We start from the raw sequence: 25,577 nt of genomic DNA on the forward strand, positions 1-25,577 counted from the left end.
CGGCCGTCGCGTTATCGGCTGGCGATTTCGATTCGACGGACGTCGCCGAGCACGAACAGATAGGACGCGACGCCAAGCGCCGCGACCGCCGCAACGTAGACGAGCGCGAGATTGAACCCGCCCGTCGACTTGACGATGAAGCCGACCACGATCGGCGCCAGCGTCCCGCCCACGTTCGCGACGAAGTACAGCAGGCCGACCATGCCGTTCGGCGCGATGTCGGAAAGCAATGCGCCCGTCACCGTGGACGCCATTGCCTGACCGAAGAACGCGACCGCCATGAATGCGATCACCACGTTGATCGACGACGTGTAGTTTGCGCCGAGGATCACGCACGACAACGTGAAGCCGATGATGATCGGCACCTTGCGGGCCTTGCTGTTCGTGAAGCCTGCGCCGACCATCCAGTCGGACAGGCGCCCGGCGATCAGCGTGCCGAAGACCGCGACCAGGAACGGAATCGCCGCATAGATGCCGCCATTGAGCATCGTCATACCCTTGCCGTTGATCAGATAAGTGGGAAACCCGGTCAGGAAGAAGAACAACGTCGTATTCACCGAGAGCTGGCCGATGAACATGCCCCACAGCTGACGGTGCGACAGCAGCTGCTTCACCTTGGTCCAGGTCGGCACGGTGGGCTGATCGTGCTGCACGTCGCCGGTCGAATCGGCGAGACCGCCGCCCGCCTTGATGAAGTCCAACTCGGCGCGACTCGCGTTCGAGTGCTGCGGATCGCGGTAGCGCGCGTACCAGATCGCCGCGACCAGCACGCCGAGCGCGACGTATTGCATCGCGGTGTACATGCCGATCGCGAGCGCGCGCTCTTTCGCCGGGTGCCATGCGGTGACGACGCGCACGTTCGCCGGAAACAGATTCTGGGAGTCGGCTTTTTGCCGGGTCCGAATCGAGCCATCGCTTCTGCGAGCTTCGCGGTCGTCGCTTCGAACTTGCGGTGAAGCTGCACCACGCACCCGCAAGCATCGACTCGTTCGGCATCCAGGCCGAGCGGCAAGGCTTCGTCGTTACACTGTCAGCTTGCGTATCGCCACCGATTTTCGGCGCGGCCGGATCCTCATAAACGGGCAGTGCGACGAGCGTCGCATCGGTGTCGGCTGCGGGCCGGCGCGAACGAGAAAAATTACGTCCGCATCGGGCGACAGTTGCGCCGGGACCGGCCAGCTCGGCCGAACAGGTCAACCGATCCGGCGCAACGGCTCGTCGCGGGCCATCAGCCCGCCACGAACCGAAACCCGTCAACTCTCGTTGAGAAAACGCCCCAGCGCGCCATACACCGACGGCCGTGCATGCCGCAGCCATACCGCGAACGCGGCACCGGCGACGGCGATGGCCGGCGTCGTCCACGGCAGAATGGACACGACCGTCGACGACGTACCGGCCATCAGCGAGACGTTGCCGATCATCGCGTACAGGAAATAACCGAATCCGGCAAAGCTGATCGCCGGAAACACCGCCCACCGGATGAACGGCGTTGCGCGCTCGCGACGCATGCGGAAGAACCGGATCACCGCGAGCGCCGTCAGTGCCTGAACGCAGACGATGCCGATCGCCGCCGGAATGCTCAGATACGGCGTGATCACCATCACGGGGTCGACGCGATATACGGCGAACAGCACGATCAGCGCGATCATCAGCACGGACTGCATGTTGGCTGCGCGGATCGGCAGCCGCTTGTTGCTGCTCAACTCGCCGAGCGAGCCGAATGCGATCCCGTCGCGGCCGAGCGAATACCAGTAACGTACGGTCGCGTTGTTGAAGCTGATGATCGCCGCAAGCATGCTGGTGATGAGCAGCGCATTGGTGACCATCACCATCTGCTTGCCGAGCACGCGCTCCGTCACTGCGAACCATAGATCGGCCGGCGACTTCTGCGCCAGCGCGACCACTTCGGCGTAGCCGAATGCGTTGGACATCTGCACCGTCGACACCACATAGATCGCCATGATGATCGCGACGCTGACGTACGTGGCGATCGGAATCGACCGGTTCGGATTGCGCACGTCGTTCGCGTAGATCACCGTCGTCTCGAAGCCCATGTACGCGACCACGACGAACACGAGCGACGTGCCGAACTTGCTCGTCAGCACGTTCGCCGGATGCAGCGGCGCCAGGCTGAAGTGCTCGACGCCGCCGCCCGTGGCCGCGACCTTGACATTGAACGCGACGATCAGCCCGATCTCGATGATCATCAGCAGGAACAGCACCGCGCCGTTGAACTGCACGTTGTTGATCGCGAACACGTGCACGACGGCCGCCGCCGCGAGCGTGCAGGCCCACCACGGCACGGCGACGCCCGTCAGGCTGCCGATGAAGTAGCTGATGTAGAAACCGAGCAGCGCGTAGCACGCGAGCGTGATCACGAAATACGACGCGACGGCCATGAACGCGGCGCCCACGCCCGCCGGCCGCCCGAGCCCTTGTCCGACGTACGCGTACAGTGCGCCCGCATTCGATACGTGGCGGCTCATCGCGGTGAAGCCGACCGCAAAGAACAGGTAGATCAGCCCCACGCACAGATAGGAGCCCGAGATGCCGATGCCGTTGCCATAGGCGACGCCGTACGGCACGCAGCCGATCAGGCTGGTCAGCGGTCCGTTGGTGGCCAGCACGAAAAACACGATTCCGAGCCAGTTCAACGGCCGCGTTGACTGGGATGCACCGGTTGCCGCTGACGTCTCCATGTCTATTCCTTGTCGATGAGAGTGGAACTGCTGAATGCGTTCGAATCCGCGGCGAACAGCGCATGTCGCCGCGGCCCGTCCGGATCGGTCTCGATCCGGCAGATGCGGTCGAAGATGCGGGTCGCGGGTTGGTCGCGCGTGTAGCGCCGCCATATCGATGCATCGCCGGCCGACGGATCGCCGCAGCGCGCAAACCCGGCCCACGCGCGGCGCACGCGGGCGGCGAGGCGGAACCGGTCGCCGTGCGGGTCGTCGCGATAGCGGTCGCGCGGAAGATCGGCGCTGTCCCAGGCGGGCAGCGCGTAGTCGAGCGTGCCGAACACGAACGGGATTTCGGCACCGTGGATCGCGTAGCGGCCGCCGCAGCACGGGAATGCCCAGTCGAACCGGTAGACGAACGTGTCCGCGTGCTCGGCGTTACGCTCGGCGAGCGCCAGCGCGGGCATCCGGAACATCACGTCGGTCAGGTCGCGGCCGAGCGAGCGCGGCCCGAGCGCGTGCAACCGCGCTGCGGTGGCGGCTGCCGCCCGCACGTCGTCCGCGCCGATGCACAGCGGGCGCATGCCCTCTTCGAGCGCATCGCGATAGTCCGTCGAGTCGAGCGGGCTTCGCGCGAGCAGCTGCGGCGGCAGAAAATAGGCGGCCTCGTGCCGCGTCGTGCCGATTAGCATCGGCACCGATGCCGCACGCCGCCGCGACGCATCGACGACGTTGCCGTCGTCGACCGGCCAGAACGCGGTATAGCCGTATCGGTCGATCAAGCGGCGCGCCGCGCCGAGCAAGCGCGCATCGTCGATCGCGGCGAGCGAGCGCGCATCGGCGCCGAGCAGCGACAGCAGCGCGTCGGTGCGCTCGCGTGCCTGCGCGCGCGACAGCATCGTGACGAACGCGCCGCTCTGGATGATGGCCTTGTGAAACAGCCCGTCGGCCGACGGCATCATCGTCAGCGCGCAGATCTTCCCGCCGCCGCCCGATTCGCCGAACAGCGTGACGTTGCCCGCATCGCCGCCGAACGCGGCGATGTTCGCGGCGATCCACTCGAGCGCCAGCACGATGTCCTGCTGCCCCACGTTGGCGGCTTGCGCGCCATGCTCGTCTCGATCGCTCAGGTACAGGTAGCCGAACGCGTTCAGCCGATGGTTGATCGACACGACGACGACCTGCTGCTCGTCGGCGAGCGTGCGTCCGTCGTACAACGGCAGGTTCGCCGAGCCGGACAGATAGGCGCCGCCGTGCAGCCAGACCATCACCGGCAAACGGTCGCCGGGCATGGCGGCGGCCGGCGTCCACACGTTGAGGTTCAGACAGTTCGCCGAATGATCGCCGTCGAACCGCCACGCCGGCAGGTCGTCGTTGACCTGCGGACAGGCATCGCCGTACGCGCGGCAGTCGCGCGTGCCGTCCCACGCGAGCGGCGCGACCGGCGGCGCGAAGCGCCTGCTGCCGGTTGCCGGCATTCCGTACGGGATGCCAAGGAAGCGCGCGACGCCGTGCGAGCGGCTGCCGCGAAGCCGGCCGTGCGCAAGCGTGAGCACGCAGTCGCTGCCCGCGTGACGGTGGTCGATCTCGGAAATGTGCGCTTGCTCGTTCATCGTTCCATCGAAGCCAGGTATCGGACCGAAATTGGGCCATGGGACGGTCCGTCCAATCTAACTAAACCGTCCAGCCGGTACAGTACCGAGATCAAAAAAAAGCGCAAAGGGTATTTGTATAATGCAGCGCCCGGCCGGTATGGCTTGCCGCATCACTTCATTCCATCAAAACCCAATGAAAGAGACCAGCGATACCGATATCGGCGCGACCAAGAGAAAAATCTTCGAAGCGTCGCGGCAGATTCTGCAGGAAAAAGGGATCTTGGGACTTACCCTTGCCGAGGCTGCGGCGGTGGCCGGCGTCAGCAAAGGCGGGCTGCTCTATCACTTTTCGAGCAAGTCCGAGCTGCTTGCCGGGCTGCTGGACTTCGAGGCGGCGACGTTCGAGCAGGCGGTCACCGAAGCCGCGCACGCGGATGGCGAGCCCGGCGCGTGGACGCGTGCTTACATCATTGCGAGTTCCGAGCAGGCGCTGCAGGGGCGCAGCCTGTCGGCCGTGATCGGCAGCCTGCTGCTGGAGCCCGGCCTGCTGCCCGTGTATGCCGGTCACGTCGCGCGCTGGGGCGAATTGCTCGCGCGCGACCAATTGCCGGAACGCACGGCCCGGCTGATCCGGTTTGCGGTGGAAGGCTTGTGGTTCGACGAAGTATGCGGCGTGCGCCCGCTGGAGGCCGAGCAACGCAGCGCGTTCATCGAAGAACTGCTCGCGATGACGCGCGTGTCCGGCGACGCGTAGCGCGCGCGCCGTGGCTACGCGTCGCCGGGCGCATCACGCGCCGGATCCGTCGCGTGTCAAATCCGCCTGACGCGGTGCGATACGCGGCACCGCCACGCCATGTCACGCGCGGCGCGGCAGCCGCACCGCAAAGACCGTTTCCGACTCGTCGGAGCGCGCGTCGATCTGCCCGCGATGTGCGTTGGCGATTTCGCTGGCGATGTACAGCCCGAGGCCCAGTCCGACGTCCTCGCCGCTTTTCTCCGATGGGCCGGTGCCGCGTTGCAGCGGATCGAAGATGCGCTCCAGCAGACCCGGCTCGACGGGCGGACCGCTGTTGCCGATCTCGATCGTCACTTCGTCGTCGGTCGCGATCGCGGTGGCGCGAACCGGCGTCTTGGGCGTCCCGTACTTCAGCGCGTTGGTCAGCAGATTGCTGAGCAGTTGTTGCAGCCGCTGATCGTCCCAGTCGCCGCGGAGGTCGCCGCGCACGTCGACGTTGATTTCGCGATCCGGATGTGCGGCCCGCAATTCGTCGACCACATTGGCCACGACATGGGCGAGATCCGCGTCGCGGCGGATCACGTTGATGCCTAGCCCAAGCTGGGTTCGGCTGAAATCGCACAGGTCGTCGAGCAGGGACTGCATGCGGCGGCCGCTGCGGATCAGCCGGGCGGCCGCTTCCGACACCTGCTCGCCCGCATTGAGCGCCGACAGATAGCTTGCCGTCAGGCGAATCGTCTGCAACGGCGTGCGCATGTCGTGCCCGAGCATGCCGAGCAACAGGTTGCGCGCCTGCTCGACCTGCTCGGTAAAGAACGCGACCGATTCCGCGAGCGCCTGATCGATCGCTTCGTTGAAGCGGATCATGTCGTCGAGATCGGGCGGGCTCGGCCGACACTCATCGATCCACAGCGCCAGCACGCTGGCGCGCAGCGCGCGATACTCGGCCGCCAGCTGGTTGATGTCGAAGCCGCGCCGCGCGCGCAGCACGGCATGCGTCTGGGCGGCCGTTTCCGAGGCATTCGTCGGCTTGGGTGCGCGGCCGAGCGATTTTTCCCGCTGTTCTTCCCGCGATTGCGGGGTTGCGATGTCCTTGGCAATCGCCTCCAGGATCTGGCGCGCATGGTCGCGCAGCCCGTGGGAGTCGATGGTTCTCGCGGCCGGGAGCAGCGTTGCAGCGAACGCTTCCCACTGCACGAGGATCGGTTCCATGTTGCGCGTGATGAATTCGGCTAGACGCATGTCGCCCCTCATGACGGAATGAATGGTGGACGCTTCTGTCGATGCGCACGATATCACGTCAATGCCGGGAAACGGGATGATCCGCGGGCTGGTGGGGGCGATCGACCGCGCGCGCCGGGGATCGCGCGTGGCGGGGGCGGTTCGATCGCGAGCGGTGGGTCGGGCGCGAGGGTAGTCGACCGGTCGGCGGTTGCCGTCGCCGGGGGAGTGCGGGCCGCCCCCCGCTTCAGCCCCGACCGCGCGTCGCGACGACCACGGCCACCGGCAGCGCCGACAAACACCGATCGAGCCGCAGCATGCCGTCATGCGTCTCGACCGCGCCGCCGCCGTTCAGGCAGTCGAGCCACGGCTCGCCCGCCATCGGCGGGAGCACGACCGCCGTATCGCCCCATTCCCGAGGCTCGATGCGCGGCAAGCCCGGCATGTCGCCGAGCAGGCGGCACGCGAGCCGCGTCACGACGACCACGACGGTCGCCGTGTCGTCGCGGCGCGCGAACGCCACCGCATGCCGCCCGAGCGGACCGCGCACGCGCAGCGGCACGTAGGCGCCGTCCGCGAACGTCGCCGGCCGGTGCGCGCGCAGCGCGAGCATCCGCTCGATCAGCGCGCGCTTCACGCGCGCGTCCGGCCAGTCGCGCAGATACGCGGCGACCGGCCGATCGACCGGCTCGGCCGCGAGCTGCGCGAACGGCACCTCGCGCCGGTTGTCGGGATCGACCAGCGAGTGATCCCATAACTCGGTACCTTGATACAGATCGGGCACGCCCGGCGACGCGATGCGCAGCGCCACCTGCGCGAGACTGTTGACGACGCCGGCCGGGGCGATCCGCGCGACGAACGCATGCAGCCGATGCAGAAAATCGCCCGCACCGCGCGGCGTGAGGATCGCGCGGACGAACTGCTCGCTCGCGCGTTCGTAGTCCGCATCGGGCGCGAGCCAGTCGGTGTGCTGCTTCGCCTCGCGCAACGCCTTCGTTTGCCAGCCCACCACACGCTCCGCCAGCGCGGCGACGCCCGCCGCGTCGTCGGGCGCGAGCGTCGGCGGCCAGCAGCCCACCAGCGTCTGATACAGCATGGCCTCGGCCGCCGGCCCCGGCGTCCACGCGAGATCGCGATGCGCGGCGCCGCGATGCGGCTGGTTCAGCGCCGACCAGTCGAGCGATACCGCGCGCCACGCGTCGGGCACTTCGCTCAGCACCGCGAGCCGTGCACGCGCGTCTTCGCCGCGCTTGTGATCGTGCGTCGCGGTGGCGACGAGCGTGCGCGGCACGCTGCGCGCGCGACGCCGGTTGCGCGCGTGGAACGCGCCGCGCGACAGGCTGAAGTCGCCCGCGTCGGCGCCGACCTCGTTGCGCGACAGCAGCCGGCCGTAGCGGTAGTTCGCCGTATCCTCGACGCCCTTCGCGGCAAGCGGCGCGCTGAGCTGCGCGAACGCGACGCGCACCGCGAGCAGCGCGGCCGCATCGGCGCGCGGCACGCGGATGCCGGGCAGCCCGAGCCAGGCGGCGGCGCGCTCGAGCGCATAGCGGTCGGACGGATCGGTCGCCGCGCGGGCCGCGTCGTACGCGCGTTCGAGCACGCGGCGATCGGCGTCGCCCGGTTCGTCGCCGAGCGCCGGATACATGCGGTACACGGGCAGATGCACGGCGAGTTCGCCCAGCACGCGGTGCAGCGCGTTGCGGCTGATGTCGCGGGTCGCCGGCGCGGCGCGCGCGATGCGGTGCAGCGCCCGCGCGAGCCGCGCATGCTCGCCCGCGAGCTGGCGCGCGAGCACGCGCCGCTTGCCGGCGATCGCCTCGTCGGCGAAGGTGCGCGTCGAGCCCGACACGGCGGCCCAGTGCGCGGCGAGTGGCTCGGCGCCGGCCGGGTCGTGCAGCAACGCGGCGACGTCGTTCATGAAGTCGTAGCCGGTCGTGCCGTCGGCGTGCCAGTCGTCGGGCAGCGTCTCGCCCGGCGCGAGGATCTTCTCGACGACGAGGAACGGCCGCTCGTCGCGCTGCGCGGCGAGCCGCGCATGCAGACGCCGGCAATACGCCCGTGGATCGGCGAGGCCGTCGACGTGATCGACGCGCAGGCCGTCGACGAGGCCCGCCGCATGGAGCGCCAGCGGCAGCGCATGCACCGCGTCGAACACCGCTTCGTCCTCGACGCGCACGGCCGCGAGCGTCGCGATGTCGAAGAAGCGCCGCCAGTTCAGTTCATCGGCGGCGGTGCGCCACCATGCGAGCCGATAGTGCTGGCCTTCGAGCAGGTGGTGCAGGCAGGCGCGCGAGCGCGCGCGCCGCGGATCGACGCCGCGCAGCACCGCATCGAACGCATGCGCGCCGTGCTCGGCCGCGTAGTCGCACAATGCCGCGTGCGCCTGCGCGAGCCGCGCGCTGCCGCGCAGCGGCGCGGCGGCGAAGCGTTCGGCCAGCGCGTTCAGGTCCGCGCGGTTCGCGATGCGCAGGATCTCCGCATAGGTCGCGGCCGCGACCGGCAGCGTGCGGCCCGGACATGCGAAGAAGAAGCGCCCCGTCTGCGGATCGACGTCGAGCGTGATGTCGCCGGCCGCGAGCGCGTCGCCGTACGGCGCGCCGAGGCAGGGCAGCAGCACCTTGCCGTCGAGCGCCGCATCGGGCGGATGCCAGTCGATGTCGAAGTAGTGCGCGTAGGGGCTCTCCGGCCCCCATTCGAGCACGTCGTTCCACCAGTGGTTCGATGCGCCGCCGACGCCCATGTGGTTCGGCACGATGTCGACGATGACGCCGAGGCCGCGCGCGCGCAGGGCCTCGACCAGTCGCTCGAAGCCGGCTTCGCCGCCGAGCTCCGCGCTGATCGCGCGATGGTCGACGGTGTCGTAGCCGTGCAGCGAGCCGGGCTCGGCCGTCGTGATCGGCGACAGGTACAGATGGCTCACGCCGAGCCGCGCGAAATAGTCCGCCTGCGCGGCCGCATCGTCGAACGTGAAGCCCGCGTGCAGTTGCACGCGCAGGGTCGCGCGCGGCGTCATGCGTCCTCCCGGCGCACAGGGCGTGCGCGTTCGATCGCGGCGATGCGCTCGCGCACCGGCGCGTCGAACAGCGCGTCGATCGCGCGCGGCAGCCGCCGCAGCCAGTTCGGATGGCCGCACGGCGGGCCGGGAAGGTTCGGCTGCGCGTCGAGGGCGAGCAGGTCTTCGAGCGGCACGATCGCGAGCGGCGACGGGCTGCGCGCGACGTAGGCGACGACTGCGTCGACCGGCGGCGCAGCGGGCGGCGGCATGGCCTGATCGGCCGCGGCGCAGCCGGCGCGCTGCAGCGCGCGCCACAGCGCCGTGCGTTCGGCCGCGCGCTCGGTTTCCGCGCCGGCGGCAGCCGCCGCGAGGTCGGGATCGGGTGGCGACGGATCGCGGCCGGCGTCGGCGTCGTCGTGCAAGCACGGCGCGTTGCGTTCATCGCCATCCGCGCCATCCACGCCATGCGCGGCCGCGGCCAGCCCGACGTCGCCGCCCGCGCCGTGTGCAGGCTCGTCGTCCCGCTGCGCGTGCGCGCCGCGCCGCCATTCGAGATCGACGCCGCGCCACCAGCCGGCGACGGTCGGCAGATCGTGCGTCGACGTCATCGCGACCGTGTCGCGATCCCAGTCCGACGGCGGCCGGAACGCGCCGTCGGCGTCGCGCTCGAACCACAGCACGCGCATGCCGGCGATGCCCTGCGCGGCGATCCGCTCGCGAAAGCCGGCCGGCACCGTGCCGAGATCCTCGCCGATCGCGATCGCGCGATGCCGGGCCGCTTCCAACGCGACGATGCGCAGCAGATCGTCGAGCGGATAGCGCAGGTACGCGCCGTCGCGCGGCGAGCGGCCGTGCGGCACGATCCACAGCCGCGCCAGGCCGAGCACGTGATCGATACGGATGCCGCCCGCATGCGCGAACGCCGCGCGCAGCAGCTCGATGAACGGCGCGAAGCCGGTCGCGCGCAGCGCGTCCGGCGTCCAGGTCGTCACACCCCACGCCTGGCCGTCGGTGTTGAACAGGTCCGGCGGCGCGCCGACCGACACGCCGCGCAACAGCGTCGTGCCGTGCGCCCATGCATCGCTGCCCGCGCAATCGGAGCCGACCGCCAGATCGGCGATCAACCCGAGCGCCATCCCTGCATCGCGCGCCGTCGCCTGCGCGCGGCCGAGCGCGTCGGACGCGCACCATTGCAGGTACGTGTGGAAGGCGATCGTGTCCGTGTGGGTCTGCGCGAACGCGTCGACCTCGGGCGACGTCGGGTCTCGCCACTGCGCGGGCCATTGCCGCCAGTCCGCGCCGATCCCGTTCTCGATGCAGAACGCCTGCAGCGCGTCGAAGCGCGCATGCGCGTCGAGCGCCGCGCCGCCGGCCGCGCGGAATCGTTCGAATGCGTCGCGCGCCGGCTCGCCGTTTTCGCGCCAGGCGTCGAAGCACGCACGCAGGCGCCGCAGTCGCAGCGGAAGCACGTGCGGCCAGTCGATCAGCGGCGTGTCGGGCGCGCGGCCGTCGGCGGCGGCCGGGTCGAGCGTGCGTCGCACGAAGTCCGCGCCCGGCACCGCCTCGCCGTCGAGATACGCGACGTTGTGCCAGCGCCGCGACGACGGCGAATACGGGCTGTCGTGCTCGGGCAGCGCCGGATAGCCGGCGTGCGTCGGGCTGATCGCGACCGCGTGCGCGCCATGCCTTGCCGCGTGCGCGGCGAGTTCGGCGAGCGCCGAGTAGTCGCCGGCGCCGTCGTCGTTGGTGCGGCGCAGCCCGTACAGCTGCGCTGCGATTCCCCAGCGTCCTTCGGTTTGCGGCATGCGCTCGCCGGCGGACGGGCGCGCGCGCGGCGGCGCGATCGCGAGCGCAATGCGTCGTGCGCCGAGGTCGAGCGTGTGATAACCGGGCTCGTCGAGCGGCGCCAGCGTGCCGGATTCGCCGCTCGCTGCGATGCGCCCGTCGACGTGCGTGCCCGATTCGAGCGTGACCCGGTAGCGCGTGCCGGCCGGCGCGATGGCGTGTGGCAGCGCGAGCGGCGCACCGGCGTCGCCGGTGACGAGCTGCGGTGGCGCGTTGCGCGCATCGGCAAGCGCGGCCGCGCTGTCGACGCGCTCGATCGGCGTGCCGCAGGGCCAGCCGAGTGCGTCGACCAGCGCGACGAGCGCGTCGTCGTCCACCCGACGCGCGACACCGCCCGCGTCGGTCCAGTCCGGTTCGAGCCCCGCGGCGCGCGCGAGCTCGGCGATCGATACGTCGGTCGTCATGTGTTAGCCGTCATGTGTTGGCCGTCGGTGCGTTCGCGCGATGCATCAGCGCGTCGTGGTTGACCGCGCCATCGCGCCAGGCGATGCAGCTGCGCGCCGGCAGTCGCCGGTCAGCGAGCCGGTCGCGCGCGCGCGGTGGCGTCTCGAACACGACCTTGCCGACCGGCAGCGTGTCGAGCACCGCATCGTGCGAGCCGGGATTGAAGGCGATCGTCAGCGTGCTGCCGTCGCCGAGCCGCCAGCGGGCGGCGAGGGCGATGGGGGTGTCGTTGGCTTTGCCGTTGTCGTGGCTGTCACCGGCGCGGACGGCGTTGCCACCGTCGTCTCCGGCAGCACTAGCGCCGTCAGCGCCAGCGTCGCCGGTACCGCCAGCTTCACCAGCGCCGCTCCCAGCCGCACCAGCCGCACCAGCCGCACCAGCCGCACCAGCCGCACCGGCAGCACCGGCAGCACCGGCAGCACCGGCAGCACCGGCAGCAGCACCGGCGCCCCCGGCAGCAGCACTAGCAGTACCGGCAGCGGCCCCGGCAGCCGTGCCGGCAGCACCAGCAGCGCCCGCCCCAGCACCAGCACCAGCAGCACCGCCGTTACCCACGCCCTCCACATGCGCCCCCAACAACTCGACTCCCAACGCGCGCGCTCCCGGCAAATGCGGCGTCACAAGCGCCGCCCGCACCGTCAGCGCGCTGCGGTAGAAGCGCCGCCACGTATCGGCATCCTGATGCGCGTTCTCGTGCGCATGCGCCGGCGACGACCGCACGAACGTCCCGAGGTCGTTCGGATCGGGAATCGCGTCGCGATGCGCGGGGTCTGCAAAAGCCGGGAACGCGGCGAACTCGCGGCGGCGGCCGTCGCGCACCGCATCGGCGAGCTCGCCGCGATAGTCGGTGAAGAACTGGAACGGCTGCGTGCTGCCGTCTTCCTCGCCCATGAACAGCAGCGGCACCTGCGGCGCGAGCAGCAGCAGCGCGGTCGCCGCGCGCACCGCGTCGTCGTTGGCGAGCGCGCGCAGCCGTTCGCCGAACGCGCGGTTGCCCACCTGATCGTGGTTCTGCAAAAACGCGACGAAGCTCGTCGGCGCCAGGTGCGCGCTCGATTCGCCGCGCGGCGCGCCGTCGTGCAGCGGCGACGGCTCGCCCTGATACGCGAAGCCCTCGCCGAGCGTGCGCGCGAGCCGACGCAACGGCGCGTCGGCGTACGCGCGGTAGTAGCCGTCGCGCTCGCCGGTCAGCAGCACGTGCGCGCTGTTGTGGAAATCGTCGTTCCACTGCGCGTCGAAGCCGTCCGGCCCGAGCAGGCTCGCGGTATTGCGCTCGTTCTCCAGCACCAGATGCACGTGGCGCGCGTCGCCGACATGGGCGCGCACGCGGCGCGCCAACTCGCGCAGCCACGCGTCGTCGTCGATCGCATGTGCGGCGTCGATCCGCAGCCCGTCGAAGCGATACTCGTCGAGCCAGTACAGCGCGTTGTCGATGAAGAAGGTGCTCGGCTGCGCGCGCGAGAAGTCGATGGCCGGCCCCCACGCGGTCTTGCGGTCCGCGCGGAAGAACGCCGGTGCGTAGCGCGGCAGGAAATTCCCGTCCGGGCCGAAGTGGTTGTAGACGACGTCGAGAAACACCTGCAAGCCGAGCCCGTGCGCGGCATCGATCAGCGCCTTCAGTTCCTCGGGCCGGCCGTACGACGCATCGGGCGCGAACGGCAGCACGCCGTCGTAGCCCCAATTGCGCGCGCCGGGGAACGCGTTGATGGGCATCAGCTCGATCGCCGTCACGCCGAGCGCGGCCAGCGCCGGCAGCCGCCGCTCGACGTTCGCGTAGCCGCCGCACGCGCCGACGTGCAGCTCGTACAGCACCGTTTCGTGCCACGGCCGGCCGCGCCATGCGTCGTTGCGCCAGCGGTACGCGGCCGGATCGACGACCTGGCTCGGGTCGTGCACGTCGTACGGCTGGAAGCGCGACGCCGGGTCCGGCACCGCGAAGCCGTCGTCGAGCACGTAGCGGTACAGCGCACCGGCGCCGCACGCGGCGACCACCTCGAACCAGCCGTCGCCGACTGGCTGCATGTCGATGCGCTGTTCGCCCGGGCGCTTGTCCTCGAAATCGCCCTGCAGCTCGAGCGCGGCGCTGCGGCTCGCCGGCGCCCATAGCCGGAAGCGCGTGCGTCCGGCGTCGACGCAGGTCGCGCCGAACGACGACGCATACGCGTGCGTGCCGGGCGGAAGGTCGGAACGTGACGTCATGACGGCTCCTTCGTGGACAGGTCGGGCGGCACCGCCGCCACCGCGATCACGGCGGCGTGCGCGGCCACCTCGACGCCGCTGTCGGGCCACGAGCGCGGGCCGGCGTCGGGCGTCGCGGTATCGAGCAGCACGCGGTACTCGAGCGCGGGCGCCGGCTGCTGGAACGTGATCGTGTCGGCCGACGCATTGAGCATCACGAGCAGCGCCTCGGTGCGGCCGGTGCGGCCGGTGCCGACGCGCCGCATCGTCAGTGCGCGGCGCTCGCCGTCTTCCCACGCGGGCACGCTCAGCACCTCGCCGCGCTCGTCGAACCATTCGATCTCGCGCATGCCGGGCGCGCCGTCGCGGTCGCCCGACGGGTAGTGCGGCGCGGACATCACCGGATACATGCGCCGCATCGCCGCGAGCCGCGACACGAAGCGAATCATCTGCGTGCCTTCGTCGCCGTGCGCGAGCTCCCAGTCGAGCCACGACAGCTCGTTGTCCTGGCAATACGCGTTGTTGTTGCCGTGCTGGGTGCGGCCGAATTCGTCGCCGGCCACGAGCATCGGCGTGCCGAGCGCGGTGAACAGCGTCGCGAGCATCGAGCGCGCGACGCGCGCGCGCAGGTCGCGGATCGCCGGATCGTCCGTCGGCCCTTCGGCGCCCCAGTTGGCGCTGCAGTTGTCGTCGCGGCCGTCGCGGTTGTCCTCGCCGTTCGCGTCGTTGTGCTTGTGCTCGTACGACACGAGATCGGCGAGCGTGAAGCCGTCGTGCGCGGTGACGAAGTTGACCGACGCCCAGGTGCGGCGCCGCTGATGATTGAACAGGTCGGCCGACCCGGCGAGCCGCGCCGCCAGCTCAGGGCGCTGGCCGGCGTCGCCGCGCCAGAAGCGCCGCACCGTGTCGCGAAAGCGGTCGTTCCATTCGGCGAAGCCGGGCGGATGGCGGCCGAGCTGATAGCCGCCGGGGCCGAGATCCCACGGCTCGGTGATCAGCTTGCGCTGCGCGAGGATCGGGTCCTGCCGCAACGCGTCGAAAAAGCCCGAGCCGGGCTCGAAGCCGTGATCCTCGCGGCCGAGCGTCACGCCGAGATCGAAGCGGAAGCCGTCGACGTTGAACGCGGTCGCCCAGTAGCGCAGCGAATCCATCACCATCTGCACGACGCGCGGATGCGACATGTTCAGCGTATTGCCGCAGCCGGTCTCGTCGACGTGATAACGCGGATCGTCCTGCCGCAGCCGGTAGTAGCTCGCGTTGTCGAGGCCGCGCCACGACAGCGTCGGGCCGAGCTCGTTGCCTTCGCAGGTGTGGTTGTAGACGACGTCGAGCACGACTTCGATGCCGGCCGCATGCAGCTGGCGGATCGCGATGCGCATTTCGTCGAGCCGCCGCGTCGACAGGTACGACGGCTCCGGCGCGAAGAACGCCGCCGTGTCGTAGCCCCAGTAGTTGCGCAGCCCGCGGTTCACGAGCGCGCGCTGCTGGAGGAACGCATGCACGGGCAGCAGCTCGACGGTCGTCACGCCGATCGACAGCAGGTGATCGACGAACGCCGGATGCGCGAGCGAGGCGAACGTGCCGCGCTCCGGCGCGCGCAAGCCGGCGCGCCGCATCGACGCGCCGCGCACGTGGGTTTCGTAGATCACGGCATTGCGCCACGGCACGTTCGGGCGCCGGTCGGTGCTCCAGTCGAACGCCTCGTCGACGACCACCGCCTTCGGCATCGCGGGCGCCGAGTCGCGGCGATCCATCGACAGGTCGGAGCGGTTCGAATGCACGCGGTAGCCGAACAGCGCGTCGGACCAGCGGAAATGACCGACCAGCTTGCGCGCGTACGGGTCCAGCAGAAGCTTGGTCGGGTTGAAGCGATGGCCTTGCTGCGGCTGATACGGCCCGTCCGCGCGAAAGCCGTACACGGTGCCCGGATGCGCGTTCGGCAGATAGCCGTGCCACACCTCGTCGGTGCATTCGGGCAGGTCGAGCCGCGCGAGTTCCTTGCGGCCGGTCGGATCGAACACGCACAGCTGGATGCGCTGCGCATGCGCGGAAAACACCGCGAAGTTGGTGCCGAGCCCGTCCCAGGTCGCGCCGAGCGGATAGCAGCGGCCGGGTTCGAGGCGGGCAGGCAGTGCAGACGGCATGGGGAGCGTCTCCGTGTTGAAAGCGTGATGGGTCATGCGGGGGTCAGCCACAGCGTCGCGAGCGGCGGCAGGTGCAACGTCGCCGACCACGGCTGGCCGTGCGCGGGCACGTCCTGCGCCCACACGGCGCCGTCGTTGCCGGCGTTGGTGCCGCCGTACACGGCCGCGTCGGTGTTCATCAGTTCGCGCCACTGTCCGGGCGCGGGCAAGCCGACGCGATAGCCGCTGCGCGGCACCGGCGTGAAGTTGCAGATCGCCACCACCACGCGGCCGCTGTCGTCGCGGCGCGCGAACGCGAGCACGCTGTTGTCGCGATCGTCGCCGATCAGCCACGCGAAGCCGGCCGCATCGCAGTCGAGCGCATGCAGCGCCGGCTCGGCCGCATACGCGCGGTTCAGGTCGCGCACGAGCCGCTGCACGCCGCGGTGCGCGGGCGCGTCGAGCAGATCCCAGTGCGGCGTCGCGTCGTGCGCGAACTCCGACCATTGCGCGAACTCGCTGCCCATGAACAGCAGCTTCTTGCCCGGATGCGCCCACATGAAGCCGAAGTACGCGCGCAGCGTCGCGAGCCGCTGCCACGCGTCGCCGGGCATTTTCGCGGCGAGCGAGCCCTTGCCGTGCACGACCTCGTCGTGCGACAGCGGCAGCACGAAGCGCTCGGAGAACGCATAGACGAGCCCGAACGTCATCCGGTCGTGGTGATAGCGGCGATGGATCGGGTCTTCGTGCAGATACGCGAGCGTGTCGTGCATCCAGCCCATGTTCCATTTGAAATCGAAGCCGAGGCCGCCGTCGCCGGTCGGCGCGGTCACGCCCGGCCACGCGGTCGACTCCTCGGCGATCGTGACGACGCCCGCCGGCGCGGCCGCGCCGTGCAGCGCGTCGTTGAGCGTGCGCAGGAACGCGACCGATTCGAGGTTCTCGCGCCCGCCGTACACGTTCGGCACCCATTCGCCTTCCTTGCGCGAATAGTCGCGGTACAGCATCGAGGCGACCGCGTCGACGCGGATCCCGTCGACGTGATAGCGGCGCGCCCACGCGAGCGCGGACGCGATCAGGAACGCGCTGACCTCGTTGCGCCCGAGGTTGAACACGCAGGTGTTCCAGTCCGGATGCATGCCTTCGCGCGGATCGGCGTGCTCGTACAGCGCGCTGCCGTCGAACTGCGCGAGCCCGTGCGCGTCGTTCGGAAAATGCGCGGGCACCCAGTCGACGATCACGCCGATGCCGGCCGCATGCGCGCGGTCGACGAAGCGCGCGAAGCCGTCGACCGGCCCGAAGCGCGCGGAAGGCGCGAACTGCGCGAGCGGCTGATAGCCCCACGAGCCGCCGAACGGGTATTCGGAGATCGGCATGAATTCGACGTGCGTGAAGCCCATGCCCTTCACGTACGGAATCAGCCGCTCCGCGAGCTCGTCCCACGTCGCGCTGCGGTCCATTTCCTCGGGCACGCGCTGCCACGACTCGGCATGCACCTCGTAGATCGACCACGGCACCCGGAACCGCCGCCCGGCGTCGGGCCGCGCGTCGATCCAGCCCGCGTCGTGCCATCCGAAGCCGTCGAGCGCGGCCGTATCGGCGACCACCGACGCGGTGCGCGGCGGCGCCTCGGTCGCGCGCGCGCACGGGTCGGCCTTGTGCGGCAGCAGGCTGCCATCGGCCGCGCACAGCTCGTACTTGTAGTGCTCCCCAGGGCCGATGCCGGGCACGAACAGCTCCCACACGCCCCACGGGCGCCGCAGCCGCATCGGGTGGCGGCGGCCGTCCCAGCTGTTGAAGTTGCCGACCACCGACACGCGCTGCGCGTTCGGCGCCCATACCGCGAAGCGCACGCCGTCGACGCCGTCTACGCGGATGGGCGTCGCGCCGAGGCAGTCGAGCACGGCGGCCGGGTCGCCGGCCGCGAAGCGGGCCAGCGCGGCGTCGTCGAGCAGCGTGCCGAATGCGTAGGCGTCGTCGGTCACCTGCTGCGCGTCGGGCCAGTCGATCGCGAGCCGGTAGCGGCCGTCGTGCGTGATCGTGCCGGCGAAGCAGCCGGCGTCGTCGACGCACGCGAGCGCGCCGAGCTCGTCGCCGCCGGGCGTCACGGCGCGCACGCGCAGCGCGCCGGGCAGCAGCACGCGCACCACCGTGCGCCCGGCCTCGCCGTGCGGGCCGAGACACGCGAACGGATCGGGATGGCGGCCGCCGAGCAGGGCGTCGATATCGCGGCGGTCGAACAGCGTGTCGGTCATCGGGTGCCTCCGTGGTCGGACGCGGCGTGCGCGTCCAGCAGGCGTTCGACGAGCGCGGCGAGCCCGCCGACCGGCACGCCGAGCCAGTCGGGGCGGTTCGCGGCTTCATAGCAGAGCTCGTACGACGCCTTGTCGATCAGGAACAGCGCGAGCAGGCGATCGGCGTAGCGCGGCTCGACGAAGCGTTCCGGCGCGTGTTCGGCCGCCGCGCGATAGCACTCGACGAAGCGGTCCGCGGCTGCCTGCCCGAAGCGGTCGAACAACGCGCGCTTGCGGCCGGCCGCCTGCGGCGGCGCCTTCTCGATCGCGAACTGCGCGGTCGCGCTCACGTACGACAGCGAACGCAGCAAGCCGGCGACGTCGCGCAGCGGATGCGACTTCGCGCGGCGGCGCTCGAGCGCGCGCGCCGGCTCGCCTTCGAAATCGATCAGCAGCGCGTCGCCCTGCACGTCGAGCACCTGGCCGAGATGGAAGTCGCCGTGGATGCGCGTGCAGACCGCGTCGAGGGTGCGCGGCACCAGCGCGCCGAGCGCCTGCACGGCCGCGTCGCGCGACGCGAGCAGCGTCTCGGCCGCGTCGCGGGCGCTCGGGTCGAGCGCGTCGAGCCGCGTGGCGAGCACGTCGAGCGCATGGCCGAACGAGGCAATCGCGTCGACGCACCAGCCGTCGACGTGCTCGGGCGTCGCGCGCTCCGGCGCGAACGCGGCGTCGTCCGACGGCTGCGCGAGCGCGACGTGCAACTCGCCGAGCCGTGTGCCGACGACGCCCGCGAACGCCGCGTAGCCGAGCAGCGCATCGGGCTCGCCGTCGCGCTCCGCGGGCTCGCCGTCGCCGACGGCCGGCAGCGCCAGCTCGTCGATCGCGCGCTTGAGGAAGTCGAACGAGCGCGTCCACGCGTCGCCCTGGTTGTCGACGTAGCGTTGCAGGATCGCGACCGTGTGCGGCGTGCCGTCGGGATCGACGTGCACGACCTCGCCGGCGAGCGTCGCGGTGTTCGCATAGCCGATCCGCGTCAGGTAGCGGCTCATCTCCGCTTCCGGATGCACGCCGTGCGCGACCTTGCGCACCAGCTTCAGCACGATCGCATCGCCGATCACGAGCGAGCTGTTGCTCTGCTCGGCGGCGAGCCAGCGCACTTCGGCATCGTCGCCCGGATCGAGCGCCGCGAGCGCCTGCTCGGGCAGGAACTCGAGGCGGCCGCCGTCGGAAGTCGGCACGGTCGCGCCGTCGCGCAGCATCCGCAACATCCCGCGCGCGAAGGCCGGCAGCGCGAACGCGTCGGTCAGATAGCCGACCGTGTGGCCGCGCCGCACGCGCGCGAGCGCGAGCTGCGCGAACAGCGGGTTCGACGTTTCGCCGCCCCATGCGGCCGCGAGCGGCACCACGTAGCGTTCGACGTCGCCGCCGTGGGTTGTCACCCATGCCTCCGCGTACTGGAACGGCTCGTCGGGCATCGGCGTGACGACGTTCAGCCGCGCGTCGCCGATCTTGCGGTCCTTCGACGCGAACCAGCGGCGCCGCGTGAGCCACGACGACAGCGCGTCGTGCGCGAGCGTATGCAGCTGGCCGACGTCGGGCCGCTGCTCGCCGCGCCGCATCACGATCGTCACGTACTCGGGCAGCGGCTCGGCCTGCGGCTGCCGCCACGACGGCTCGCGGCCGTGCTCGGACAGCACGAACCACAGGAAGCCGTACGGCGGAAACGTCAGCAGGTAGGTGAGCTGCCCGATCGGCGGGAACGGCGAGTCCGACGTCATCTCGATCGGCACGCGGCCCGCGAATTCGGACAGATCGAGCTCGACCGCCTGCGACGCGCGCGACAGGTTCGCGACGCACAGCACCGGCTCGTGGCCGTCCAGCTCGCGCAGGTAGGCGAGCACCTTGCGGTTCTCGGGGCGCAGGAAGCGGATCGTGCCGCGGCCGAACACCTGGGTCGCGCGGCGCGTCGCGAGAATGCGGCGGGTCCAGTTCAGCAGCGAGTGCGGGTCGCGCGTCTGCGCCTCGACGTTGATCGCGTCATAGCCGTACAGCGAGCCCATCACGGGCGGCAGCACCAGCAATTCCGGATCGGCGCGCGAGAAGCCGCCGTTGCGGTCCGACGACCATTGCATCGGCGTGCGCACGCCGTCGCGGTCGCCGAGGTGGATGTTGTCGCCCATCCCGAGCTCGTCGCCGTAGTAGATCACCGGCGTGCCGGGCATCGACAGCAGCAGCGAGTTGATCAGCTCGATGCGGCGCCGGTCGCGCTCCATCAGCGGCGCGAGGCGGCGGCGAATGCCGAGATTCAGCCGCGCGCGCCGGTCGCTCGCGTAGGTCTGCCACAGCAGGTCGCGCTCGGAGTCGGTCACCATCTCGAGCGTCAGCTCGTCGTGGTTGCGCAGGAACACGGCCCACTGGTTGCTCGGCGCGAGGGCCGGCGTCTGCCGCATGATGTCGAGGATCGGGAAGCGGTCCTCGCTCGCGATCGACATGTAGATGCGCGGCATCAGCGGGAAGTGGAACGCCATGTGGCATTCGTCCTCGTTGCCGAAATACTCCTGCACGTCTTCCGGCCACTGGTTCGCTTCCGCGAGCAGCATGCGGTTCGGATACTCGGCGTCGATCGTCGCGCGGATCCGCTTCAGGATCGCGTGCGTCTCGGGCAGGTTCTCGTTGTTGGTGCCTTCGCGCTCGACCAGATACGGCACCGCGTCGAGCCGCAGCCCGTCGATGCCGAGGTCGAGCCAGAAGCGCATCACCTGGATCACCTCGCGCACGACGGCCGGGTTGTCGAAGTTCAGGTCCGGCTGGTGCGAGTAGAAGCGGTGCCAGTAGTACTGGCCGGCGACCGGATCGTGGGTCCAGTTCGAGGTTTCCGTATCGAGGAAGATGATGCGCGTGCCCGCGTACTTCGTGTCGGTGTCGGACCACACGTAGTAGTCGCGATGCGTCGAGCCGGGCTTGGCGCGCCGCGCGCGCTGGAACCACGGGTGCTGGTCCGACGTGTGGTTGATCACCAGCTCGGCGATCACGCGGATGCCGCGCGCATGCGCCTCGCGGATGAAGCGGCGCACGTCGGCGAGCGTGCCATAGTCCGGATGTACGCCGCGATAGTCGGCGATGTCGTAGCCGTCGTCGCGGCGCGGCGACGGGTAGAACGGCAGCAGCCAGATCGTGTCGACGCCCAGCTCGGCGATGTAGTCGAGCTTCATGATCAGACCGGGGAAATCGCCGATCCCGTCGTTGTTCGAGTCGTAGAACGACTTCACGTGCACCTGGTAGATGATCGCGTCCTTGTACCACAGCGGATCGTCCGTGCTCAGTGCGGGCTCGCGGCGCCGCGCACGGCGTGCGCGCGCGGTGCCGGCCGGTGCGACGGACGCGAACTGGGCGCGGCGCACGTCGTCGAGGGAATCTTCGCGTTTCATCATCCGTGTGCTCCCGAGAGGCGCCGGGCCTCGCCCGGCTCGGGCGCCGCCGCTCGCGCGGCGCCGGGCGACGGCGCGAGCCGCCAGATCGCGTACGGCCGCACGTGCGGGTCGAGCGATACGTATTGACGATGGCCGCGCCAGGTCTCGGCATGGGCGGCGTCCTGTTCGAGCGCGTCGAGCGGCTCGCCGTCGACCAGCCCGAAGCCGCGCCACAGCGACGCGTCCAGCGTGAAGTCGGTGGCCTGCGGATGCCAGGGGTCGAGGCTGATCGCCACCACCACGACGCTGTCGTGGGCCGGCGTCGCCTTCACGAACACGAGCACCTGATCGTTGTCCGCAGGGACGAACGTGAGGCCGAGATGGGTCTGCAGCGCCGGATGGTCGCGCCGCGCGCGGTTCAGCCGCGCGACTTCGCCGCCGATATGCGCGGCCTTGCTCCAGTCGCGCGCGCGCAGCTCGTATTTCTCGGCGTCCGCATATTCCTCGCTGTCGGGCAGCGGCGCGGACTCGCCGATCTCGAAGCCCGAATACATGCCCCACGAGCCGGCGAGCGTCGCCGCGAGCGCCGCGCGGATCACGAACTGCGAGCGCGGCGCGTTCTGCAGGTGGCGCGGATTGATGTCGGGCGTATTGACGAAGAAGTTCGGCCGGAAGAATTCGCGCGGCGGGCCGGCCGTCAGCTCGGTCAGATACTCGATGAACTCGTGCTTCGTCTCGCGCCACGTGAAGTACGTGTACGACTGCGAGAAGCCGACCTTCGCGAGCCGGTACATCATCCCGGGGCGCGTGAACGCCTCCGACAGGAACACGACGTCCGGATGCTTGCCGCGTACGTCCGCGATCATCCACGCCCAGAACGGCAACGGCTTGGTGTGCGGGTTGTCGACGCGGAAGATCCGCACGCCGGCTTCGACCCAGAACAGCACGGCGTCGCGCAGCGCGACCCACAGGCCGGGCAGCGCATCGGGCGCGTAGAAGTCGGGGTTCACGATGTCCTGATAGCGCTTCGGCGGATTCTCCGCATAGCGCAGCGTGCCGTCCGGGCGCCACGCGAACCAGCCGGGATGCGCGGCGAGCCACGGATGATCGGGCGAGCACTGGATCGCGAAATCGAGCGCGATCTCGAGCCCCTGCGCGCGCGCCGCGTCGACCAGCGTGCGGAACGACTCGAGCGTGCCGAGCTGCGGATGCACGGCCGTGTGGCCGCCGTCGGGCGAGCCGATCGCATATGGGCTGCCGACGTCGTCGGGGCCGGCGCTCAGCGTGTTGTTGCGGCCCTTGCGCGCGGTCGTGCCGATCGGATGGATCGGCGGGAAATACAGCACGTCGAAGCCCATGTCGCGGATGCGCGGCAGCTGCGCGATCACGTCGTCGAAGGTGCCGTGCCGGTGCGCGTCGTTGCTCGCCGAGCGCGGAAACATCTCGTACCAGCTCGAGAAGCGCGCGGCGCGGCGCTCGACCTCGACCGCGTACACCGTCTCGTCGTGCGTGACGAACGGCCGGTAGCGCAGCGCCGCGTATGCGTCGGCGAGCGCCGGTGCGCCCAGCATCGCGAGCCGCGCTTCGTGCGACGCGTCGCCGAATTCGTCGGCGAGCCGCTGCATCTGCGCGATCGCGCGGCGGTCGGCCGGCGCGGCCTGTTTCAGCGCGGTCGCGAGCAGCAGTTGCGCTTCGCGCAGCTCCAGCATCACGTCCTGGCCGGCTGCGCGCTTCTTCGCGACGTCGGTGACGAGCGACGCCCAGTCGTCGCGCCATGCGACCACGCGGAACGCGTGACGGCCGAGCCGGTCGAGCACGACGCTCGCGTGCCAGCGATCGTTCGGCTCGGCGATGAACGGCACCTCGCGCCAGTCGTCCTCGTCGTCGGCGCGCCATTGCAGCACGGCCGACAGATGCGCATGGCCGTCCGTGAAGATCGATGCGTGTACAACCAGCGTGTCGCCGATCACGCGCTTGATCGCGAAGCGCCCGCCATCGACGGCCGGCTCGACGCGCTCGATCGCGATCCGGTCGGCCGCGAGCGCCGCCGATAGCGCGGTGCGCTCGCGGGCCGCGTCGGCGCGCGTCGTCGCGGGCGGGGCGCGCCGGGCGTCGAGCACCGCATAGCCGCCCGGCTCCAGCGTGAACGCCTCGAGCGCGGCCGAGCCGCGCTTGCGCGTGCCGCCGGGCGCGGCGACGTGCGTGAAGCCGCCCGGCACGCCGGGCAGGATCGCCGCCGGGTCGACGAGTGCGGGCGCGTCCAGATCGGGATTCAGCGCGACGACGAGCGCCGTGTCGTCGTGTTCGAGCGACGGGCCGCTGCCGCGCAGCAGTACGGTCGCGGTCGCGCCGGGCGCGCTCAGTTGCGCGATCTCGCCGCGTTGCGCCGCCAGCGGCATCGCGCGGCGCCACGCGTTCGCATCGGCCAGCGCGCCCGACAGATCGAAGCGCGCGCCGTCGAACGCGGCGCGATAGCGCGCGGCATCCGCGTCGTGCGTCATCAGCGGCAACGCGACGCCGCGCTCGAAGCCCATCGGCACGAGCCAGCCGGTGCCGAGCGCCGCCGCGGTCCACATGGCGCGGTGGTACGCGCGCACCAGCACCTCGTCCGATGCGCCATGCCAGTCTTCCGCGATGCGCGGGCCGTCGAACGCATCGGGGCACGCGATCGGCGACGCGATGCGGCGCAGCAGCCGGTGCTCGTCGACGAACCACGGCGCGCGCAGATCCCACCAGCGCGCCGACGAGAACACGCCGTCGAAGCCGGCCGCCTCCAGCTGCACGAGCGCGTCGCGCGCATGGCCGGGCACGCCGGCGAGCACCGCGACGTCGGGGCGCGCGCGGCGCAGCGCCGCGCGCCACGCGGGCCACCATGCGGCCGGCAGACGCTGCGGCGCGTCGATCAGGAAGCCGGCCGCGCCGGCATCCGCGTACGTGACGAGATGTTTGCACCACCATGCGCCGAGCCCGTCGTGCGCGTCGTGCGGCGCATCGTCGCCGAGCTGCGCGTGCGCGACGTCCATCTCGTGCGCGGCGCTGCGCGGGTCGATCAGGGCGTCGTCGTGCGCGCGCTCGACGTACCAGTCAGGATGCTCGCTGCGCAGCGGGTTGACGCGCGCGATGCGGTCCGGCACGACTTCGAGCATCACGCGCAAGCCGTGACCGTGCGCGAGCTGCGCGAGCCGCGAGAAGGTTTCGAGCGCGCCGGCGCGCGTCGCGAACGCCGCGGCCGGCCGGTGGAAATCGGCGACGTGACGCGGAAAACCCGCGGCGCTGGCGGCCCAGAAGCTGCCGATCAGCACGTGGTCGAAGCCCATTCCCGCGATGTGCGCGAACGTGGCGGGCCATGCGTCGAGCGGGCCGACGAGGCGCGCGTCGCAGAAGTAGACATGCGGGGCGAAGGGCGATGTGACGTTCATGAGGTGCGGATGAGGATCGTGACGAAGGGCGGACGGCGGTTTGCGTCGCAACCGGCGTGCCTGCTCCGTTTGGCGCTTGGGGCCGCGCGCCGCAGCGGACGCTCGCGGCGCTGCGGCCGTCATGCTGTCGTTTTTACATGCGGGTGGCACGACATCTGCATCCCTTGCGCGGCGGCGGCCCGGCATCGCGCTGCGTCACATGCGCGGGATCGAGCGGATATCCGAGCTTTCGCCCGTGGCCGGATCGTGGTCGGTGGAAGGAATCGGCACGCCGACGTCGTGCCGCACCGGCATGCCGCGCTCCATCCGGTGCGCGAACGCCGGCGGCGTGTCGACTTCGTCGCCGAAGCGCGCGCGCACGAACGCGCGCAGCAGCGCGACGCGCAGGTTCGGCGCGCGGGCCGCGCAGGTCGACGGGCCGTCGTCGAAGCGCGCATCGCATTCGACGCCGTCCGCGCGCCGCACCACGCGCAGTTCGACCGCGTGCTCGAGCACCGCGCCCGCATCGGCCCACGACGCCGACGGCGCGAACTGCGCGTCGAGCCGCCGCAGCGCGTCGCATGCGGCGGTCACGATCACCTGCGGCTCGACGGCCGTGAAGCTCAGCGTGTCTTCGGCGTCCGCGCACAATGCGCGTGCGCACCAGTAATCGAGGGCCGTTCCGGTGAGTTCGTCGGTTCGCATGGGCAAGGCTCCGTG

The 25,577-nt window shown here is 70.7% G+C and carries 13 protein-coding genes; 1 reads left to right on the top strand and 12 read right to left on the bottom strand.

Annotated features, from left to right (window positions below; genetic code table 11):
- Nucleotides 1-11: 11 nt before the first annotated feature.
- The 3 genes from MYA_RS25395 to MYA_RS25405 form a co-directional block, all read right to left on the bottom strand.
- A complete protein-coding gene (locus MYA_RS25395) occupies nt 12-857 on the bottom strand; it encodes an MFS transporter (protein ID WP_050991251.1) in 846 nt (281 codons plus the stop codon).
- Between the two features lie 396 nt (nt 858-1,253).
- A complete protein-coding gene (locus MYA_RS25400; RefSeq protein WP_238539622.1) occupies nt 1,254-2,654 on the bottom strand; it encodes an APC family permease in 1,401 nt (466 codons plus the stop codon).
- Nucleotides 2,655-2,701: 47 nt separating this feature from the next.
- Complete coding sequence (locus tag MYA_RS25405) at nt 2,702-4,291, bottom strand: carboxylesterase/lipase family protein (RefSeq protein WP_014725711.1); 1,590 nt, start codon at nt 4,289-4,291, stop codon at nt 2,702-2,704.
- A 139-nt stretch (nt 4,292-4,430) separates the two neighbouring features.
- Between MYA_RS25405 and MYA_RS25410 the strand changes: the two genes are divergently transcribed.
- Entirely contained in the window at nt 4,431-5,027 is a 597-nt protein-coding gene (locus MYA_RS25410; RefSeq protein WP_224056778.1) for a TetR/AcrR family transcriptional regulator, read from the top strand.
- A gap of 102 nt (nt 5,028-5,129) precedes the next feature.
- Here MYA_RS25410 and MYA_RS25415 read toward each other — a convergent pair whose 3' ends face one another.
- From MYA_RS25415 to MYA_RS25455, 9 genes are all read right to left on the bottom strand, one after another.
- A complete protein-coding gene (locus tag MYA_RS25415) occupies nt 5,130-6,251 on the bottom strand; it encodes a sensor histidine kinase (protein ID WP_014725713.1) in 1,122 nt (373 codons plus the stop codon).
- A gap of 226 nt (nt 6,252-6,477) precedes the next feature.
- On the bottom strand, nt 6,478-9,243 hold the full coding sequence (gene treY / locus MYA_RS25420; RefSeq protein WP_014725714.1) for a malto-oligosyltrehalose synthase: 2,766 nt from the start codon (nt 9,241-9,243) through the stop codon (nt 6,478-6,480).
- Nucleotides 9,240-11,474: a 4-alpha-glucanotransferase gene (gene malQ / locus MYA_RS25425; RefSeq protein WP_014725715.1), complete on the bottom strand. Its 2,235-nt coding sequence runs from the start codon at nt 11,472-11,474 to the stop codon at nt 9,240-9,242. Before malQ ends, treY begins: the two co-directional genes overlap by 4 nt.
- 10 nt (nt 11,475-11,484) lie before the next feature.
- On the bottom strand, nt 11,485-13,713 hold the full coding sequence (gene treZ / locus MYA_RS25430) for a malto-oligosyltrehalose trehalohydrolase (RefSeq protein WP_014725716.1): 2,229 nt from the start codon (nt 13,711-13,713) through the stop codon (nt 11,485-11,487).
- A complete protein-coding gene (glgX, locus tag MYA_RS25435; RefSeq protein WP_014725717.1) occupies nt 13,710-15,836 on the bottom strand; it encodes a glycogen debranching protein GlgX in 2,127 nt (708 codons plus the stop codon). The genes treZ and glgX overlap by 4 nt, the downstream gene beginning before the upstream one ends.
- Before the next feature lie 32 nt (nt 15,837-15,868).
- Nucleotides 15,869-18,070 carry a 1,4-alpha-glucan branching protein GlgB gene (glgB, locus tag MYA_RS25440; protein ID WP_014725718.1) on the bottom strand — a complete coding sequence of 734 codons (2,202 nt, stop codon included), beginning with the start codon at nt 18,068-18,070 and terminating at the stop codon, nt 15,869-15,871.
- Nucleotides 18,067-21,477, bottom strand: coding sequence for a maltose alpha-D-glucosyltransferase (gene treS, locus MYA_RS25445; RefSeq protein WP_041494358.1), 3,411 nt, complete (start codon nt 21,475-21,477; stop codon nt 18,067-18,069). The genes glgB and treS overlap by 4 nt, the downstream gene beginning before the upstream one ends.
- Complete coding sequence (locus MYA_RS25450) at nt 21,477-24,878, bottom strand: alpha-1,4-glucan--maltose-1-phosphate maltosyltransferase (protein WP_014725720.1); 3,402 nt, start codon at nt 24,876-24,878, stop codon at nt 21,477-21,479. The genes treS and MYA_RS25450 overlap by 1 nt, the downstream gene beginning before the upstream one ends.
- Nucleotides 24,879-25,073: 195 nt before the next feature.
- Complete coding sequence (locus MYA_RS25455; protein ID WP_014725721.1) at nt 25,074-25,562, bottom strand: phage protein NinX family protein; 489 nt, start codon at nt 25,560-25,562, stop codon at nt 25,074-25,076.
- Between the last annotated feature and the right edge of the window lie 15 nt (nt 25,563-25,577).

The organism is Burkholderia sp. KJ006, from assembly GCF_000262695.1.
In the GTDB taxonomy this organism is placed as follows: Bacteria; Pseudomonadota; Gammaproteobacteria; order Burkholderiales; family Burkholderiaceae; genus Burkholderia; species Burkholderia vietnamiensis.